The following is an 18,656-nucleotide window of genomic DNA, read 5'->3' on the forward strand; positions in this document are numbered from 1 at the left end:
TACAGAGAAAATGTTTTCAACGACGCTCTATTGTCATGTAGTTAACAAGCTGCTTTCCCTATTACTCTGTTAGTTACAGAGCAAGCCTCGAAGAAGTCTTCTTATTTTTTGCCTTCAAAAGCAACAATATGAATTCTGTTAATCAGACATCAATACCGTGTGTCTCTGGTTGAGCCCGAACACGATCTACAAAAATAAAAATGCGTTACATCATGATTTATTGTCGTTTTCAAATAAGTCAACAAGAGCAACAATAATCTTTCAAAACTTATACTTAGTTCAAATATCTGACTCTTAACCATGAGCTTCAGGTGATATTATTATGCAACTAGGATTATTATCCCGCCCATAATCAAAACTATGTCTAAACGCCCACCTTTTTGGGGTCTATTCGCTGTCGTACCCAATTTTTCCTATCACCTTCTGATTTGGGTTTAGCGTGGGCTAATTAGCAATGTCGGTATAAACCATGAATCATTCTTGCCATTCCCATACGGACATGGGCTTTGAAGTCGATCTGAAACAAGCACTTATCTGGGTTGCTCGAGCACTCGACTATGTCGGTGTTGATGATACGCACCATAGCCATCGTGTCGCTTACATCGCTTACCAATGTGCTCGGGTCATGAACTGGGAACCAGAAAAAGCGGAGTTTTGCTACTTCGCAGGGATGATCCACGATTGTGGGGTCTCCGAAACACAAGAACATAAAATGTTACTTGAGGAGTTGGTGCCACAAGATGTAAAAACACATTGCTTAAGAGGATACCGAAGCCTCAAGCAGTGTCGTTTGTTGCGTCAGTTTGCTACACCTGTTCTTTACCACCATACACATTGGAGTGAACTAAAATATCTTGATTTACCGCCTTTTGAAAAAGAGGTCGCTGCCCTACTCTATTTAGCCGACCGTCTCGATTTTATGCGTTCCAAATACGTCATGAACTGCCACTGTGACATTGTCACACTTCATGAAGAACTAATTGCAGAGTGCATCATGGCAAACGCTGGAACTTTGTTTAATCCAGACATGGCTAAGGCAATGGTTAAGCTCGTTATGACCGACGCATTTTGGTTCGCGATGGAGTCTGAAAATATAGAAACCATCGGATTAAACTTTAAAAGCATTGATTGGCTTCAAAAACAGCTCACCATCCAAGATATGAATAGTTTGGGCATGTTTATCGCTCGAATTGTTGACGCAAAAAGCCCATTTACTTATCAGCATTCGCAAAAAGTGGCGGAGTTATCTCGGTATCTAGCCATCAAGCTTGGGTTCTGTGAGCACGACCAAGAGATGTTATTTATTGCTGGGTTGGTGCATGATATCGGAAAGTTAAAAACACCAGATGAGATTCTTCATAAAGAAGGCTCTCTTAATAAACAAGAGTATACGCGTATCAAACGCCATACAATTGATACTCAGCTCGCATTGCATAAGGTCTTCCCTAACGCGAAAATAGCGGAGTGGGCTTCCAATCATCATGAACGTTTAGACGGGTCGGGCTATCCCTATCACAAAACAGGCGCCGAGCTCGATGTTCCATCGCGTATCATTGCTGTCGCGGATGTCTTCCAAGCTCTGTCTCAGGACCGTCCCTACCGAGGACGAATGGCTCAAGCACAAATCGCCGCGATTATGGGCGAGCAAGTCGCTAATCAAGAACTTTGTTCTGACGTCTATGCAGTGCTAGAGCGAAACATGACCGAGTGTTACGAGCTATCAACTAATGTTTAATCGATAAAGGGCGTATCTACGCCCTTTGCTGATTTTGTACAGGTTGCAAACCAATCATTTTGCAATATCAAGTACATTGTCTCGCACACCATTGATTCTGAACCAACCTGCAATGCTGAACCGCTCTGCGTTGGTCGGTAAAACCTCATGCGGGAATTGCTCAGATAAGAATAAAAGTAAGCGTCCTGATTGAGGAGGGATGGTTGCTATCTTATTATCATTTAGATCGTAAACCACCAATTCACCAGCATCCTTTTCCGTCCAAGATTCGTTCATGTAAAAAACGGTTGTCAATCGACGGTTTTCATTGCCCTTAAAACAATCTAGATGCTTTTGGTAGAAATCCCCTTCCTCGTACTTGGCAAAGTGAGCTTCATACTCAAAAAGTCCCAGAAACAAGTGACGGTTCACTTCTTGGCGTATTTCTTCCATCTTATCTAAGTAAGAAGTAACCGCGTGCCCCATATTGGGCGACAACCATTGAATTTTGTCACTTCGAATTGACTCAATACGAGTCACATCGTCATTACGACCAATACGCGCTTTTTTCCAGTTACTTGGAATGCAGTCTCGCAATTGATCCACTTCTTGTTCAGAAAGAAAATCATCCCAGATGTAGTAGCCATGGGTTGCTAACGCATCGATCATTTTATCCATTATTGTCGTTCACTCATATTAGTTGGGCGGTCTATATAAAAAATCTTCAACCCCACAACAAATGCGATTTTTTGTCGAAACGACAACAAAATAAAAAGAGAGTAAAAATAGGTGATGACGAATATAAAAATGCCGCTCATATGAGCGGCAATATCTTTTATTATTGACGAGCTTCTAATCTGGTTGGATGAACTCGCAACGGACTAAGACGTTTAATAGTCGGGCGTTGTTTGTTTTTTAACTGGATATGACAAAGTTCCAGAATTAAGCCGAATGCCATCGCAAAATACACATAACCTTTGTTGATATGAATTTCGAAGCCTTCTGCCATCAATAAACCACCTAACAAAACGAGGAATAACAAAGCAAGCGTCTTAAAACCAGGGTAACACGACACCAGGTTATTGATTTTTTCGGCTGTCATGACCATCACGATAGCAGACGAAACAATCGCTGCGACCATAAGTGGGACATCACTTGTCAAACCAACGGCGGTTATCACCGAGTCCATCGAGAATACAGCATCCACGGCAACAATCTGCAACAGAACTACCGCTAAACCAGTACGGGCGTGAGTTGAGTGAGCAGACTCGTTGTGATTTAACCAACTCCACAACTCTTTCAGGCTTTTAGCCAAGAGGAATGCACCACCCGCAATCATGATGACGTCTCTTCCGGTAAACGCTTGGTTCGCCAAAGAAAATAGCGGTTGAGTCAATTGCATGATCCAAGAGATTGAAAACACTAAACCAATACGAGCAATAACAGCAAGACCAATACCAAGGTTTCTTGCCAGTTTACGTTGGTGCAGCGGCAGTCTTTCACATAAGACAGAGATAAAAACGACGTTATCAACGCCTAAGACAACTTCAAGCGCAAACAAAGTGGCGAAAATAGCCCAAGCTTCTGGTTGCATAAAAAGTTCTAGCATGAGCATGTCTCCAATAATAAGAAGACATATGGTGAAGGGTTTTGTCGACTAAAGGGGTCGTCCATTAATTATTTATACCTTTGTTACTGAGGGATCATGAGTAAATCACCAAACAATCAACAAAACAATATCTATTTTAATTAACAAGGAACAAAACAATATCTATTTTAATTAACAAGGAACAAGTTTAATTCGTGTACAAATCAATCAACTCCTCCAAATTGATTAAAATTACATAGAAGCTTTAGAATTGAATAAATGAAAGCATTAAAGTCCAACAAAACTAAGATAAATTTCTAGACTTATAAGCACCATCAACCCTTATGCAACCCATTAAATGCATTGAGCTCAAAGAGAAACAGGCGTGTTTCCGAGATAAACAATAGTAAAAATTTGTTTCATGCTGATATACTGCCAAAAATCATAAGAAACCATGCTATTTATGGACTACATTGCTCTTTCGCGTATAAGCCTTAAACATCTAACTGTTTTACATATGTTGTTAACCACTCACAGCGTCACACTTGCGGCAGAACGCTTGTGTGTAACACCATCGAGCGTCAGTAAAACGCTCGGACAGTTGCGCGAAACGCTAAAGGATGACCTTTTTTATCGTGATGGCACTCGCTTAGTGCCGACAGCATTTGCGCTGCATATAGGCCCATCAATCCATGGCATACTCTCCAGTATGAATGGGTTATTACATCAAGGCTCTTTTAATCCGGCTTACTATCAAGGTAGTTTTTCATTAGCAATGCGTGAAAGTTCGTTTGAGCTCTTTGCGCCAGTTCTACAGCACTTGTCCCAACAACTGAGCAATCACGCGCACTTGAATGTCCATGCGAAAGAGGAAATGAGCTTCGATGCATTAGCAAGAGGTCAAGTGGATTTTTTGTTGCTTCCTCACGATCTCAGCCAACCACCCACACAAAATAAAGACTTGGTCTGGAAAACCATTTTGAAAGACGAAATGGTTTGCTTAATGAGAGCATCGAACCCACTCGCTGAGCAACCCCTATCTGTTGAAAGTTACCTTTGTGCAAGACACATCGGTATTCATGATAAAGATCTGTCACAACCTTATTTTGAGCAAAATCTCACCCAAAGGCATTCAAAGCGAAACTTGGCCATGCGTGTAGCCGACTTTGGTTCAGCTGCGGTGATGTGTCAGCACTCGGATTACTTGTTCACATGCTCCAAGCTTTGGGCAAGAGCGGCAATGCAAGCAAAAGGTTTGGTTGAACAAGCTCTTCCATTCGATTACGGACAGGTAGCCTACAGCCTCGTTTGGAACAAAGCGAGCTTAAACGATCCCGCTTTAAAATGGTTACAGCAACAATTACTCGACGCCTGCGCCATGTTAGATGCCTGTGATGCGTAAGTATAGATAAACAACGGTACTACGTGAGTACTGTCGGCACTGTGATAGGGTTACTCACGTAGCATCGAAGCTCTGATTTTAAGCGTTCGATATCATGATGAGAGCACATATCCCAAGTTAACGCCTCCCCCACTACTCCGTGATGCTGAAAGGCATTTAAACGGATAAGCACCGATTCAGGAAGAGTACTCAAGTAACGTCCAATTGCTACGATTTCTATATCTAAATCACTTTTTTGGGGAATATGCAGTAAGCGGACCTCGTACAATTTTTCGTGCTCAACAAGGTACTGAAGGGTTTTAAATACACGATGATTATCACGCCCAGTTAGCCACTGATGCGTCTCCGTCTGCCACGCTTTCAAATCGATCATTGCGCCATCCAGAAAAGGTAGAACACGCTGCCAACCAGCAACCGCTAAAGAACCGTTACTGTCGATGAAACAAGAGAGGTGCCGTAATTCAGGATCTTGTTTTATCCCTTTAAACAGCTCAATAATGAAAGGAAGTTGTAAGGTAGATTCCCCACCGGATACAGTAACACCACTGATGAAAAAGCGATGTTTGCGTATCAAATCGAGCATTGTTACTACAGAGTAGTCAGTAATTTTTGGATTAGATTGGTTCTGACATATCTCTATACAATGATCGCAGTGGGTGCACTCCTCTTTAAGCCAAACAACGTTGTTGTTTTCGTCGAACTTCAATGCGCCTGCTGAACATTCACTCACACACTCACCACAATGATTACAATGGTTTATCGTGTGAGGATTGTGGCAGTTCAAACACTGATAGTTACAACCCTGTAGAAAGATGACTAGACGATTTCCTGGCCCATCAACACAAGAGAAAGGAAGGATACGAGTGACTTTTGCCAAAAGGCTTCCACTTCGTCTAGACATCTTGTTCTTTCCTAAACCGAACTTATGCCTGCGTGTAAGTCGGTGTTACTTCATGACTCACCACACGTGGCGAGCGTTCTAAAATTTTGGTATTTTTTGCTGCTTCTGCACCTAGAAACGTCGTGTTGGTTCTCGAACCTTCTTTATCATATTTCGCGACATCTGAAAGTTTGATCATGTAGCCTGTCACGCGAATTAAGTCATTTGAAGTGACATTCGCGGTAAACTCACGATAACCAGCATTTAGTGCCCCTTTACATAAATTGAACATCGCTTCTGGGTTAGATTTCACCGTTTCATCAATCGTCAAAATATCGCTGATACCCGCACGATAATACTGATGATGCTTCGCCGTTGCTTGTACATAAGTGACAGGGTCTGGCTCTGCACCATAAGGCAGACGTACACCTGGCGTAACATCATGATCTAAGCTAATGCCGCCTTGTGCATGTAAGAGCGCTTTGCCATCTAAACCATATTTCACCGGGGTTGAGTCCACCAGTTTAGCCAGTGTTGCTGAAACATCATGAGCAAAAGTATTTGCTCGATCATTTTTTCCGTATCGCCCTATTTGCCCTTCTTTTTCAAATAGAAGGTTTACCGCTTCGGCCATGCCGTAAACGCCATACATTGGCGCGAAATAGGACTCTTTTATCAACCCTTCTTGCGTCAAAAAGCCTTGAAAGAAGTTCGATTTTTCATGCAAGTGCGTGCTTCTTGCGTTTATGAGCTCGACCATTAATCGATGGTAAGAAGGCAACGCACTGTTTAAGAAGTCGTTACAGTCTGATGCTCGTTTTGCAACTTCTTTTAAATTCATTCGCACCAATGTGTTCGAGCCACCTGCTAATGGAAGCGAGTTGTAGCAACTTACGATACCAAAGTGTGAGCCGTTGTAGGCTTTCGCGTGCATTGGGTAATTGGCGATATGCGGTTTACTGCATTCACAAATGTTCTGTGTCGCTTGACGAAGTAAGTCATCAGGCGTAACTGTCTCATCGTACATAAAGGTGAGATTCGGTGCGATCTGCTTGAGCTCCGCATCTACTTTTAAAACAGTGCGACAAATAATGTTGTCTGTCGGTCCGACATTCACATGCATAAACGCATCTGGCAATGTGCGATCCAGCATGATCCAAAAATGTTTTAACTTTTTGTAAATCTGGCTCTCTGTTAGGTCGCCTATGTAAGGCAACAAGACATCATCTAACTGGCCTAAGTAAACCGGAATGTTCGTTACCGAAGGAACATGATGGTAAATGATGGTCAGCATGTTCAACGCATCATCGAAATCATCAGCCGGAGACAACTCTAAATAGTCTGAGCCTTGCGATAGAAATTTAGCGTAATCAGGCAACACATAGCGAGGTTTAAACGGTGCATGACCTTCAAACATATCGCAGATGATGCCTTCATCTATTGCTTGTCTCAGTGATGGAGATACGGTCATGTAAGGAATGCACGCTTCCGCCTCTAAAGCTAAAAAACTCGACTTCTGTTTTGGAGAAAGACGGACGTCGGTCGCGATATCTAGAAAACGTTGTTGTAGTTTAGAAAGGCTTGTCATCTAAGATATTCCTACAAAGTAACCACAAGCCCACAAGACAAAATACGAGCTCTACCCCTAAAGAGTAACGTGATTTTACTCCTGCTTGGCTGTTGCCACTAATGAAAATAAACAAAACGTCTATTTCCATTCTGGAAATAAGACAAAGCTAAATTAGCGCATTCCAACTTACTATATGGGAAAACCTAACTGCGTACCGAAGTCTGTCTTATTTATCGGTTTGCCGTCGACAACATCACGCCAGCACCAATAAATACTCCACCAGTCAAACGATTGAACAACTTCGCTCTTCCAGCGACAAACAACCAATCAGAGGCTTTTACCCCTAACAATGCATAAAATGTTAGCCAGCTAAGCTCAAAAACCACAAATGTAGACGCGAAAATCGCGTATTGAGCCAGTAGCGGTGCGGAAGGTTCAATGAATTGAGGAAACAAAGCGGTGAAAAAGACTATCGCTTTGGGGTTACTAGCGCCAACAATGAAACCACTAGTGAACGCGCTGAACGCTGTCGCGGAACTTTGAGTCGTTGCCGTTTTATTAAAATCTGTCTGAGATGAGCGCAACGCTTGAATACCTAACCAGATTAAATAAGCGGCACCACACCATTTGATAATATTAAAAACTAACTCAGATGAAGCAATGACAACTCCCAGCCCGGTAAATGAGAGCGTAAGGATGATCGTAATCGCAGACAAACTGCCAAGTGCAGTCATGAAAGCAATACGAAACCCACTACTCACTCCTTTACTCAAACACAACAGTGAGCTTGGTCCTGGTGAAGCAGTGAGCACGAGAATGGCAAGAGTGTAAAAAATCCATGTATCTATTTGCATTGGCATCCCTTCCAGAAAAATGAGGTTTATAGCCCATTGTGTATAGAACTATTTTATCGCCCGGTTTCTATCCATGAAGCCGAGGTCTTAATAACCATCTTGCATCTAAATAACTTAGAAAAAATTAATAGATAGTTATGCAAATAAAATACGATCTACATGCAAGGATGTAAAGCCTGTTGTATAAGCTTATCTATTTCTCTTAATCATAAAAAGGCTTAGGATCGATCTCTAACGATGAAGGCGCTATCGCTCTTTCAATTTTGTACGCACTCGTTTTTAAATCCACCATCGTGACATCAATGTATCGTTTATACTTGCGGGAGTAGAAACATTTCACTTCTGGCTTTAATGCTTGAGATTCATTTGAAGACCAAACAATACCAACACGCCCATCGTTCAACTCGACAATGGAGCCTACGGGGTACATCCCAATGCAATTAATGAATTTGTAAACTAAGTCGGCGTCTAAATGAAATGGCGTTAGACTCAACAAGATTTTAAACGCTTCGGCAGAACTCATGCCTTTTTTGTAACAGCGATCAGCCGTTAGCGCATCGTAGATATCTACAATACAGCTCATACGGCCGTGAATTGGAATCTCCTCCCCCTTCAAGCCTCTAGGATAACCATTGCCATCTAACTTCTCGTGGTGCATCAAACAAACATCACGGCTTACTTCACTAAGCCCTTTTACGTGAAGGATAATCTCACCTGCGAACACTTGATGTAGCTTCATATGTTCAAATTCTTCAGGCGTTAGCTTCGCTGGCTTGTGCAAGATCTTATCATCGACTTTAATTTTACCTACATCATGAATAATGCCACCTACAGCAAGCTGTTTTAGCGTTGGTTTATCCAAGCCCAAGTACTTACCGAATGACACTAAAAGACAAGCGACATTGACGGAGTGTTCCAATAAATAAGAATCTTTTTTTCGGAGTGCAGAGACACACTGCAACGCATCTGAGTCAATAAAAACACTCTCAATGACATCGTCAGCCCAAGCTTCTACTTCATCAACTTCTATGATTTTTCCTTCAAAAGTTTGATTCAATAGTTTTTGCGCCAAATCTTTTGCTTCGGCGATCAGCCTTTTGGCTCGCTTGTGTTGGATGTCTCTCGAACGATAAGCTCGTTGACCCCTCTTAAAATCGGAGTGTTTCTGCTCTCGCGTCTCTTTAGTGGCATCAGTTGATTCATCTACAGGCTTGAAGACACACTGCTGCGAAGATAATGTTTGATCTACCCAAACATACTTTACGCCACTTGTAGCAAGCTTCTTAATGCCTTCAGGGCTAGATATCCGCCCTGCATTGGCTAAATTGACGCGCTTGTTGTGCTCTATCGCGGTAACAAACATACCAACGCCGATATCAGCGAGCGCAATTTTGATTGAATTTTTCGGATCGTACTGCATATAAAGAAGGCTTACTCGATATTAACGTCCGCATTATAAGAGATTTGATTACTTGGCGTGATAATAAATTTGAATTGATTACAATTAATGAGCATCCTGTCAATTAATAATCGGTCGCGCTCATTAAGTCCTTTTTGTTATTATGGTTTTATCCAAGATAACATATATACAAATGACGTTAGAAAACCGCACATTGATACCGACACAACTGAAAATAACTTTAGGATAATTATTCATAAATATTTATAGATTGCGGACGGCATCAATAACTGTATTTTATAAATGATTTTTACTGTTGACTATTTTTTATAAATGTCGATGATTAGCCGCCTAATCTTAGTATGTTATTAACCTAGTAGCGCATAAAATGATAGCCAAACAATTTGAACTGACACTTTTGTGATTGTAATGTACGCCAGCAGATCAACTCTATGTTATCAACCCCAACACTCATCTCTGATGCTAAAAGGCTCGAGGAGGAAATATCTTGACCACCATATTTGACCAACAAGTCTCAGATAGTGACCGAGAGTTCCTAAAAATCGTCGAAGAACGATTCATTCATATCTTCGATGTATTTAACGAAGGCCTCTTTTACATGGATGAGTTTGGCACCATGGTATTTTATAACAAGGGCTTTTATGAGCAGCTTGGTATCAACGCTGGTCGAATCAGCTTAGAGCAATGGTTAGACCTTGTTCACCCTCTCGATCGAGAAAGACTCTCCACTCGGGTCGATGCTCACATCATTACCAACAACACGAGGGTCACAACGACCTACCGCGTGCGTAAACCCAATGGACAGTACGTCTGGATTGAAGGCGTAGCCATGACCAAAGAAACAGAACATGGTCATTATATGGTTGGTAGCCACCGTGATATTTCTGAACGCAAGCTGATGGAAAGCTACATTCATCAAGTCGCATTTCATGACAATGCGTCAGGTATGGCTAATCGCGCCCATCTCTTGCTGGATATTGAAGATAGTGTGCGAGCCACCGATTCTTGTGCATCTATCTGTTACATTCAGATAGAAGAGATTAAATCTTACTTAAATCAATATGGCAGCGAGTTGGTCGATGGGTTAGTGGAAAAATTGCTACAAACTCTCAGTCACCTACCTTCTCCAAATAGTTCTGTATATCGCGTACATGATGATGACTTTGCGATTTTGATTCACGATGAATGCTCGGTAGAAACGCTGCAAAGTTATGCCGAAAGTTTAAAGGAAACCTACCACGAGGCAGTGATTGAAGAGGGCCAATACTTAGGAAGTAACATTAGTATTGGTTTGTATCCTTGCATAGATCCAAGTCACTCAGCAGAGGAAATATTACGTAAAGCAGCACGAACTTGTCAGTACGCAAGCGAGCAGAATAAAGACCGTGTTGCGGTTTACAGTGAGAAAACTCAGCATGCCGTAGACCGTTATTTCTTTATTGAGCAAGGTCTAAAAAGTGCACTAGAAAAACAGACATTAAGCGTTAAGTTTCAGCCAATTATTGACGCCAAAAGCTCAAAAGTGGTGAGCTTCGAATCTCTGGTTCGCTGGCGTAGCAAAGAGTTTGGCGAAATTTATCCAGACGAATTCATCCCCGTGGCAGAGAACAAAGGTTTGATTGTCGAACTCGGATATCAAGTCTTTGCCAAAGCGTGTGAATTTATCAAAAACTACCGTGAGCGTTACCAAAACCAAGTTCGCGTCAACGTGAATGTTTCTGTACTTCAGTTAATGAACAGTGAATTCCCTGCGCGAATTAAAGCCATGGCGGATGAGGTTGGTGTCGATCCTGAGTCTATTGTGTTGGAACTAACAGAAACGTTTATTTTGGATAATAATCAGACAGCCATTGCCCCTCTGAATACCCTCAGGGAACTAGGATTTGCACTCTCTCTGGATGACTTTGGATCGGGTTACAGTTCATTAAATAGCTTCTTCGACCTCCCGATGACACAAATCAAAATTGATAGGTCGATGGCGTGGAAAACACTAACCAACCGCTCTTCACAAGAATATCTGAAGTTTCTTATCACTATGTGCCAGGAAAATAATATTGAAGTAGTGATTGAAGGAATTGAAGACGCCAAAATGTGTGAATTTTTTACCGAAATGGGCGTCGATTATCTGCAAGGTTATTGGTTCTCTAAGCCACTTTCTGTTGCCAGTGCAAGCCGCTATTCGTTGAGTTAAGCATACTAGAGCAATATTCCGCACGGCCACGTTAAACATGCTGAACTATTCACTATAGATTTCAGACACTAACTGGCCGTGACGAAAACAAGCTTAATGTCCCCCGATTAACGTAGACGTTCAAACACCACACTCTGATCTAAATGCTCGTGATACTGAGTGTAATCTAAGCCCACATCAAAGATATATTGGGTCACCAGGTTTCTAACGCACTCTATTAATTGGCTTGCTTGCCATGGTTTTTCAAAGTAGCGGTCAATGCCTGCGGAGTTGATCGCATTAATCGTATCGGTGTGCGTCGCTTGCCCGGTAAGAAGCACTTTCCTCGTAAAGCCAAAACGACCGTCCTTTGATACATCGGTCAGCAGTTCTACTCCCGTTTTACCTGGCATCACATGATCGGAAATAATCAATGCGATCATCTCGCCTTCTGCATCAAATTCATCCATCAGTTCTAGAGCCTCACCTGCTGATTCGCAGTCTTCGACATTCAACCATTGATTTAACGGCTCTAAATCTTGTAGAACCGCGCTTAGTACCTCTCGTTGGTCATCAACGCAAATTACATTAAGCTTCTCCATGTTCACCCTCTACTGGTAACTTGATTCTAAAAATCGTTTTTTCACTGTCGCTCTTTACCACAATAGAGCCGTTATATCCGGCGATAATGCGCTTCACAATCGACAGACCTAACCCTAAACCAAACGACAATCCCCCCTTTTTAGTGGTGAAGTTTGGCCGGAAAATTTTTCTACGTGTCGCTTCATCAATTTCTGGTCCGTTGTTAGCAATCGTGACCAAAATTTTACCCTTACTCTCCCGAGTATGTATTTCGATACCGGGTTTCTCCGTTTCACCAAGTGCATCGCACGCATTCTTTAATATATTTACCCAAACTTGGACGAGTTCGGTTTGAGAACCAATAAAAGCAGGTAAATCCGCAGGGCTAAAACGAACACTCACTCGTCTTAAGTCACTTTGCAATAGAGCCAAGGCGCGATTGATTGAATCATTGATGTTAATCGCTTCATCCAAGTCGATATCCGTGCGCCCCAATTGTTTTACGGATCGCACAATGCCAACGGTATGTTTAGAGGCGATGCGTAAGTCATGGAGATCTCGTCCCATTTGCCAGAAACGTATCGCTTCTTCTGGTCTTTTTAGCCAATGTTCTGAAAGGAAGTTGTTTGGAACGGCACGTGCAAGATCACGAGCAACCTCCTTGGTTAAACCGTAGTATTTTTCGAAGTGGCGCCCCCGCTTTCTCGCTTCGCTAGAAGAGACTTTCTGCCCTTGCATTAAACCAAAATCAAAAAATTGACTCGCTTCCGGATGAACTTCTTCAAGCAGTTCCATGATAACTGTCTCTAGCCGTTCTGATTTACTGCTTACAACGCCTATCGCATTGTTCAACTCATGAGCAATACCCGCTGCAAGCTGCCCCAACGTTGTCATTTGCTCTGCGGTATGAAGCTTTTGTAGTGCTTTTTCTTTAGCTAATGCCTCTTGCATTGCACGCCGTTGACGACGAGATAATTCGTTAACCATCACAGGCATAAATTGTGTCGTCAATGGTCCGTATGTCGCCTCTTCCACGGCGGGCGTATCACGCTGTATCCAAGCCAATTCAACATCGGTTTGAGCAATCACTGTCGAAGAGGCAGTCCACGTACCAGAAAAGAAACTATGTACGCCAATAAACGCTCCTTGAGACGCAGAAAATACCTGAATCGGTTTCTTGTCATCTTCCGCGTAATAGCCCGCCAGTTCTCCCGACAGCACATAGTACAAGCGATCATTGTAGCCAGCTTGCTCAATAAGCACCGACCCGGATAAAACCGTTAATCGGCGTTCAAGGTGATTAAAGTAGCGTTGTACTAACGCGTCTAACTTCGTTTCGTACATGGGTTATCCAATATGCCCAACAGTATGTAAAATCCACACCATCACAAAGCTGAGTAATACGCCAATCACGCCTAACACAGCACCGATACGAGCCATTTGGCCGCTCTCGACATGCCCTGTTGCATGAGCTAACGCGTTTGGTGGCGTACTGATTGGTAACGACATACCGAGTGAAGCAGCAAATGTCACGACTAAGATCAGAGTAACTTCACCGCCGAGAGGCGTTAACGAAGCCATAGAGGTACCTAACGCAGCCATAATCGGCATCAGCAAGTTTGCGGTGGCTGTATGCGACATAAAGTTTGCCATTAACAAGCACAAGAAAGCCGCACCAAACAAGACAACATATGGCGAGAACTGATCAAACGGAATGCTGTGTACCACCAGCTTCGCAAGCCCGGTTTTATCTAGAGCAAGGCCCAGAGCAATACCGCCTGACACCAACCAAAGCACATCCCAAGAGATTTTCTTCAAGTCTTCTTTGTTGATGATGCCCGTCAATGAGAACACTGCGACCGGAATTAATGCTACTGTGTAAGAATTCATTCCATGTGCAGAACCCATCAACCAAAGAATAACCGTGCCGGCAAAGGTGACGTAAACCATTATTGCTTTGGGTGTTTTCAAAAACTTGCTTTTAATGTTCAGATCGATGGTGGTTTGTTCGGCTTTATACAAAAAGCCAATCAGAAACCAGGCTAACGCCATCATCACAATAACGAATGGCACACCAAATACCATCCATTCACCAAACGTAATTAAGTTGTCACCAACCAAATATTTTAGGGCGATGGCATTCGGTGGCGTGCCGATGGGAGTACCAATGCCACCAATGTTGGCCGCAACAGGAATACACAAGGCGAATGCAATTCGACCTGGGTCTTTAGGCCCGAAAACCGCTATCACAGGGGTTAAAATGGACAACATCATCGCTGTTGTTGCGGTGTTTGACATAAACATGGAAAAAACAGCGGTGATCAGCATCAACCCCAGCATAACGAACTTTGGTTTTTGTCCAAATGGTTTGAGTAACACTCGGGCTAAGTTGACATCTAACCTGTACTTTGTCGCCGCCATAGCCAAAAAGAAACCGCCGAGGAAGAGCATAATAATCGGACTAGCGAAGGTCGCCATTATCTCGTTGTATTGTAATAGCTCACCAAAATGTGGCTGCCCTTCTTGCAAACGAAAGAGCACAATACCTTTATTTGATACAAGCAATAGCTCTAGGACAATGATCACAACCGAAGTGGCGTAGATTGGAATTGGCTCGAATACCCAGCAAAGTGCGGCAAGCAAGAAGATTGCAATCACTCTTTGCTGGACGATAGTAATGCCATCAAATGGGAACGCAGAGAGAGGCATCAACCAAACAAGCAATGGTATCAATGTTGGAACAACGTATTTGAGATAAGGGCGCATAGTACTACTTCTCTTCCTGAGATGGTTAGCCAGAAACATTTGGCGTTTGGAACGCTATTACCCGCCGCAAAACCAAAACTTTCAGACTGTTTTTAAGCCTTCAGAGACGAGATGCGGTAATGGCGTTCCAGAGAAGATTATGTACACTGTTTTCAAACAAAACGTTGGTGCGAGATCAATGAACTCGTTTTCACATTGGAAAACATTTTATATCTGTGTTCAAGCTCACTAAATGCTCATGATTTAAGTTAAATATACTTTTCCATCATAAAGTTAGTTAAAGTTTCTCCCCTAACCTCAACACGTTGTCGAGACTTAACTGTGAAACCCATTTTCTCGTAAAAAGGTCGGGCGGTAATACTCACTTCAGAATACAGTCGTTTTATCCCCTGTACTTTCGCTTGTGAACAAAGAAAAGACATCAAATCACGACCAACACCTTGTCCTTGGTATTCATGATGGCAAAAGAAATGATCAATCAAGCCGTCACCTTGCAAATCACAATAGCCAACGACCTGCCCTTCTATCTCCGCGACGTATGGTTGAATATCGTCCATTTTTCGTTGCCACACATCGAGGTCAAAATCTGATGGTGCCCAAGCGGAAACTTGTGATTCCGTATAATCGCGACGATTAATGATTCGCACAGTATGGTAAAAGAGTGCCCACAGTGTTGGGGCATCCTCGGTGCGATAGCAGCGTATTGAGAGCATCAATTTCCTCATTCTTATTCAATAAATACTAAGCATTAACGCAAAGTGATACTAGTGAACTCATCATTTTCAATGCCAATCACTAAAGGCTTCCCAATCTGATCACTGTTCATCAGTACGGTTGTATTCAGCTCTCGGCTTGATCTGCGTATTTTGCTTTTTCTTATGATATGAACATTCACAATATAATCGGAATACTCTTTTATGATTCCTCCGGAAAATTCTACGTGCTCACTTTCATTGTCTCGGACAACATGAAATTTTCGATTGGCTTGAATATCAGTACTGATGGAGGAGTCACCATAGTTCAGCACAACGGACGTTGGTTCGCTATCTTGATTGGCAAAACAGCCAAATGCGAACATGCTTAATGCGAGTATACTTTTTGATTTAAACATTAATTATTCTATTTCTAGTTATTTTTCTGCTATTTGCATGACCAAACAGCACTTGTTCTGTGAGCGCCTATTGTGCCATAGCTGAACGCTGACTCTAAACGCGCAAAAAGATGAGCGATGAAAATTCCGCCCAAAACAAGCAAATGCGAGACAATGTGAGGGTCCCAAACTCACTCAACCAGTCAAAATCCACTGTAAACCTCTGTTTTTTTAATGTTTTTAATTCATGTGGCCGTGTAAGGAATACATACAACCTCTTACTTTTTCATACGCAACTAGACGAATCGTTCGAGAAATACGGCATAGTCTATGCCACATGTTACAAATCGGCTTACCTTATTATTACGTATGAACTGGAATTATGGCACTAACTTCCCTCTCTCTTTTAATAAGGAGAGGATTTCAACAATCAGACTTGCCACGTTTTTATAGCTAAAATCAATAGAGCGTTAACAGCATCGGTTGGTCTAGGAGCAATAAATGAAAGACCCTCTCAACTTTACTCACCTTGTAAAAATTTGGCTCATGTCAATCGCGGTTATGCTGGGTGGATGCACTCAAGGAGATTGGCGTACCGCAAGCAGAGAACCTGCGGGTATCGCACCCGATCCTTCCAATGTCAAGCATGCTGTGATTGAGTTTTACGCCGCAGACGCGTTTGGTTGGCGAGGCTGGTTTGCTGTTCATACATGGTTTGCAATAAAGCCTGAAAATGCGAACGAATATACAGTGTATGAAGTAGTCGGCTGGAGAGTGAATCGCGGACAACCCGCTCTATATCAGTACCAAACTGGGACGCCAGATCGATATTGGTATGGTGCAAAACCAGAAAAGATCCTCTCCATACAAGGTGAAAAGGCCCGCCAACTTATCCCTAAAATACAAAGTGTGATTAACCAATACCCTTGGGCTGAAGAATATACGCTGTTTCCAGGGCCAAATAGCAATACATTTCCGGCTTGGGTGGGTAAACAAATTCCAGAGTTAGAGCTAAACTTGCCGTTTCGCGCAATTGGTAGCGGTTACGCCAGCGATTAACAGCAAAGGTTAGTCACTGGCTCGTTTTATGTTCAGCATAAAGCGCAATATCTATTGTGCGTCGTCACCCAACTCCGTTCTATTTCTTCCATTATGTTTCGCTTTATAAAGTGCATTATCGGCGTCTTTCATTAACTGCGCAAACTCTCTAAGTAAATTGTCACCCACGTCATGGCCATAGTTATCGTTTACGCTCTTAAAGTGGTCAATATCTAGCGCCAAAACAGAGAACGCGGTATTTTCCTGCTTAAACAAACCAAGAACTTTATCTAATCCACGTCGATTCAATAATCCAGTCATCGAATCTGTTAATGTATCCAGTTGCAGCTTATCAATGGTTTTTGACACGATACCAAATGCTTTAAGAAAGCTAAGCTTCAAATGTGAGACCTCAAAATACCAAGACTTAACCAGTTTGAGATCATCGATAGAGGATGAATGTTCTTCGACACCTCGCACAGCACCCGCTAACTGCCAAAGTGGTCTAGAAATAAGAAGGGACAAGAACCAAATTAGCAACAAAGTTAATAAACCAATTGGAATCGACTTAAGGAAAACATTCCACATCTGTTCATCTAGCACAGATAACGTCATCGATTTCGGGCGCTGAGCAACAATTCCCCATCCTGATGACTTTACTGGTGCATAACCAGCAAGCATTTCGACGCCGCGAGAGTTAACAATTTCTTTGTTACCGCTCTGCCCCATCGTCACCGCTTTGATTGCCTCATTATCGTCGATTACTTCACCAACTCTCGACTGATCTGGGTGATAAATCAGAGTGTTACTCTCATCGACAACGTAAAGGAAAGAACCATCTTTGTATGCGTGCTGGCTGAGTAACTCTGCAAGAATATTTTCTTTTTCTAGATAAATAGTGCCGCCGATATAACCTAAATATTCATTAGATTGAGAAAATATAGGGTATGAGATGGTTAACAAGTAATTTCCAGCTGGCGATATAAATGGTTCAGTAACAACCGGTGCTTGAGCGTTTAAAGACTGGCGTTTTCTTTCACCCACTAACCTTACACCTTTCACCTGAAGTGTTTCAGGGGATACTGAAATAATAACCCCTTTTGCATTAACGACAACCACAGAGTTAAATGATTTGGTTTGCGTTCTTAATCTCTCAGCCTCTTTATCAAGAAGCTGAGCGTCATGCATCTTGTCTTTTAGCACGTTCGCACTGTATTTTAGCTGCGACATTGAGCTTTCTATGAAAGAGTCTGTCATTTCAGACATTTTTTGGGCGTAAACACGGTTTGATTCTAACGTGTTATTGATGATGAGATCCCTTTGAACACGATAAATCGAGTAGAATGCGTTGATCAAAGTGACAAGCACACTGAACACACATAGGGTGACAATAAGATTTCTAAGATTGAGTTTTTCTTTTCTTCTAAAAGACATTGCCAATGGCCAACTTTGAAGGCTTTCTATATGAATGAGCGTATAGGTTATATGAAATTGATTTGATTTTCAGGTAGTAAGTTGGGATCAATGTTAATATTTGCTCACATTAAAGAACACTTTATGAGCTAAAAAGAGAATTCAGTAG

At 42.3% G+C, this 18,656-nt stretch carries 16 protein-coding genes; 4 read left to right on the forward strand and 12 right to left on the reverse strand.

Annotated elements, in window-relative coordinates:
• Nucleotides 1-469: 469 nt before the first annotated feature.
• Nucleotides 470-1,735 (forward strand): HD domain-containing phosphohydrolase, encoded by a 1,266-nt coding sequence (locus R7035_RS00865; protein WP_005389088.1) that lies wholly within the window; start codon nt 470-472, stop codon nt 1,733-1,735.
• A 54-nt stretch (nt 1,736-1,789) separates the two neighbouring features.
• Here the strand turns inward: R7035_RS00865 and R7035_RS00870 are convergent, their stop codons facing one another.
• Together R7035_RS00870 and R7035_RS00875 are read right to left on the reverse strand one after the other, a co-directional pair.
• Nucleotides 1,790-2,392 carry a 2OG-Fe(II) oxygenase gene (locus tag R7035_RS00870; RefSeq protein ID WP_154204619.1) on the reverse strand — a complete coding sequence of 201 codons (603 nt, stop codon included), beginning with the start codon at nt 2,390-2,392 and terminating at the stop codon, nt 1,790-1,792.
• A 160-nt stretch (nt 2,393-2,552) separates the two neighbouring features.
• Nucleotides 2,553-3,323, reverse strand: coding sequence for a TerC family protein (locus R7035_RS00875; RefSeq protein WP_005377734.1), 771 nt, complete (start codon nt 3,321-3,323; stop codon nt 2,553-2,555).
• Between the two features lie 442 nt (nt 3,324-3,765).
• Between R7035_RS00875 and R7035_RS00880 the strand changes: the two genes are divergently transcribed.
• A complete protein-coding gene (locus R7035_RS00880; RefSeq protein WP_005377737.1) occupies nt 3,766-4,704 on the forward strand; it encodes a LysR family transcriptional regulator in 939 nt (312 codons plus the stop codon).
• Nucleotides 4,705-4,723: 19 nt separating this feature from the next.
• Here R7035_RS00880 and R7035_RS00885 read toward each other — a convergent pair whose 3' ends face one another.
• From R7035_RS00885 to R7035_RS00900, 4 genes are all read right to left on the reverse strand, one after another.
• Nucleotides 4,724-5,605, reverse strand: a complete 882-nt coding sequence (locus R7035_RS00885; protein ID WP_258509770.1) for a YjjW family glycine radical enzyme activase — start codon at nt 5,603-5,605, stop codon at nt 4,724-4,726.
• Between the two features lie 22 nt (nt 5,606-5,627).
• On the reverse strand, nt 5,628-7,172 hold the full coding sequence (locus R7035_RS00890) for a YjjI family glycine radical enzyme (RefSeq protein ID WP_267922645.1): 1,545 nt from the start codon (nt 7,170-7,172) through the stop codon (nt 5,628-5,630).
• Nucleotides 7,173-7,384: 212 nt separating this feature from the next.
• The gene (locus tag R7035_RS00895) at nt 7,385-8,008 is read right to left on the reverse strand and encodes a LysE family translocator (RefSeq protein ID WP_005377741.1); all 624 of its coding nucleotides are present in this window, start codon (nt 8,006-8,008) and stop codon (nt 7,385-7,387) included.
• Between the two features lie 202 nt (nt 8,009-8,210).
• Entirely contained in the window at nt 8,211-9,428 is a 1,218-nt protein-coding gene (locus tag R7035_RS00900) for an HD-GYP domain-containing protein (RefSeq protein WP_258475725.1), read from the reverse strand.
• Between the two features lie 487 nt (nt 9,429-9,915).
• Here R7035_RS00900 and R7035_RS00905 point away from each other — a divergent pair, with 487 nt between their 5' ends.
• A complete protein-coding gene (locus R7035_RS00905) occupies nt 9,916-11,619 on the forward strand; it encodes a putative bifunctional diguanylate cyclase/phosphodiesterase (protein WP_005377743.1) in 1,704 nt (567 codons plus the stop codon).
• Between the two features lie 107 nt (nt 11,620-11,726).
• Here the strand turns inward: R7035_RS00905 and R7035_RS00910 are convergent, their stop codons facing one another.
• The 5 genes from R7035_RS00910 to R7035_RS00930 all read right to left on the reverse strand — a co-directional run bounded on the left by R7035_RS00910 (nt 11,727) and on the right by R7035_RS00930 (nt 16,057).
• On the reverse strand, nt 11,727-12,200 hold the full coding sequence (locus R7035_RS00910; protein ID WP_005377744.1) for a response regulator: 474 nt from the start codon (nt 12,198-12,200) through the stop codon (nt 11,727-11,729).
• Entirely contained in the window at nt 12,187-13,524 is a 1,338-nt protein-coding gene (locus R7035_RS00915) for an ATP-binding protein (RefSeq protein ID WP_005389108.1), read from the reverse strand. Before R7035_RS00915 ends, R7035_RS00910 begins: the two co-directional genes overlap by 14 nt.
• Nucleotides 13,525-13,527: 3 nt before the next feature.
• Nucleotides 13,528-14,946, reverse strand: a complete 1,419-nt coding sequence (locus R7035_RS00920) for an SLC13 family permease (protein ID WP_182039588.1) — start codon at nt 14,944-14,946, stop codon at nt 13,528-13,530.
• 248 nt (nt 14,947-15,194) lie between these two features.
• On the reverse strand, nt 15,195-15,659 hold the full coding sequence (locus R7035_RS00925) for a GNAT family N-acetyltransferase (RefSeq protein ID WP_053350583.1): 465 nt from the start codon (nt 15,657-15,659) through the stop codon (nt 15,195-15,197).
• A 35-nt stretch (nt 15,660-15,694) separates the two neighbouring features.
• Complete coding sequence (locus R7035_RS00930) at nt 15,695-16,057, reverse strand: hypothetical protein (RefSeq protein WP_025766707.1); 363 nt, start codon at nt 16,055-16,057, stop codon at nt 15,695-15,697.
• A 480-nt stretch (nt 16,058-16,537) separates the two neighbouring features.
• Between R7035_RS00930 and R7035_RS00935 the strand changes: the two genes are divergently transcribed.
• The gene (locus R7035_RS00935; RefSeq protein ID WP_064353879.1) at nt 16,538-17,095 is read left to right on the forward strand and encodes a DUF3750 domain-containing protein; all 558 of its coding nucleotides are present in this window, start codon (nt 16,538-16,540) and stop codon (nt 17,093-17,095) included.
• A gap of 51 nt (nt 17,096-17,146) precedes the next feature.
• Here R7035_RS00935 and R7035_RS00940 read toward each other — a convergent pair whose 3' ends face one another.
• Nucleotides 17,147-18,508, reverse strand: a complete 1,362-nt coding sequence (locus tag R7035_RS00940) for a sensor domain-containing diguanylate cyclase (protein WP_318145923.1) — start codon at nt 18,506-18,508, stop codon at nt 17,147-17,149.
• Nucleotides 18,509-18,656 lie beyond the last annotated feature (148 nt).

Source organism: Vibrio sp. 1731, assembly GCF_033339955.1.
Classification (GTDB): domain Bacteria; phylum Pseudomonadota; class Gammaproteobacteria; order Enterobacterales; family Vibrionaceae; genus Vibrio; species Vibrio alginolyticus.

Bases quoted from the DNA above. Each gene is read 5' to 3' on its own strand.
- R7035_RS00895 (WP_005377741.1), bottom strand. From the start codon at position 8,008: ATGCAAATAGATACATGGATTTTTTACACTCTTGCCATTCTCGTGCTC.
- R7035_RS00885 (WP_258509770.1), bottom strand. From the start codon at position 5,605: ATGTCTAGACGAAGTGGAAGCCTTTTGGCAAAAGTCACTCGTATCCTT.
- R7035_RS00910 (WP_005377744.1), bottom strand. From the start codon at position 12,200: ATGGAGAAGCTTAATGTAATTTGCGTTGATGACCAACGAGAGGTACTA.
- R7035_RS00875 (WP_005377734.1), bottom strand. From the start codon at position 3,323: ATGCTAGAACTTTTTATGCAACCAGAAGCTTGGGCTATTTTCGCCACT.
- R7035_RS00870 (WP_154204619.1), bottom strand. From the start codon at position 2,392: ATGGATAAAATGATCGATGCGTTAGCAACCCATGGCTACTACATCTGG.
- R7035_RS00930 (WP_025766707.1), bottom strand. From the start codon at position 16,057: ATGTTTAAATCAAAAAGTATACTCGCATTAAGCATGTTCGCATTTGGC.
- R7035_RS00915 (WP_005389108.1), bottom strand. From the start codon at position 13,524: ATGTACGAAACGAAGTTAGACGCGTTAGTACAACGCTACTTTAATCAC.
- R7035_RS00920 (WP_182039588.1), bottom strand. From the start codon at position 14,946: ATGCGCCCTTATCTCAAATACGTTGTTCCAACATTGATACCATTGCTT.
- R7035_RS00935 (WP_064353879.1), top strand. From the start codon at position 16,538: ATGAAAGACCCTCTCAACTTTACTCACCTTGTAAAAATTTGGCTCATG.
- R7035_RS00940 (WP_318145923.1), bottom strand. From the start codon at position 18,508: ATGTCTTTTAGAAGAAAAGAAAAACTCAATCTTAGAAATCTTATTGTC.
- R7035_RS00925 (WP_053350583.1), bottom strand. From the start codon at position 15,659: ATGCTCTCAATACGCTGCTATCGCACCGAGGATGCCCCAACACTGTGG.
- R7035_RS00900 (WP_258475725.1), bottom strand. From the start codon at position 9,428: ATGCAGTACGATCCGAAAAATTCAATCAAAATTGCGCTCGCTGATATC.
- R7035_RS00890 (WP_267922645.1), bottom strand. From the start codon at position 7,172: ATGACAAGCCTTTCTAAACTACAACAACGTTTTCTAGATATCGCGACC.
- R7035_RS00880 (WP_005377737.1), top strand. From the start codon at position 3,766: ATGGACTACATTGCTCTTTCGCGTATAAGCCTTAAACATCTAACTGTT.
- R7035_RS00865 (WP_005389088.1), top strand. From the start codon at position 470: ATGAATCATTCTTGCCATTCCCATACGGACATGGGCTTTGAAGTCGAT.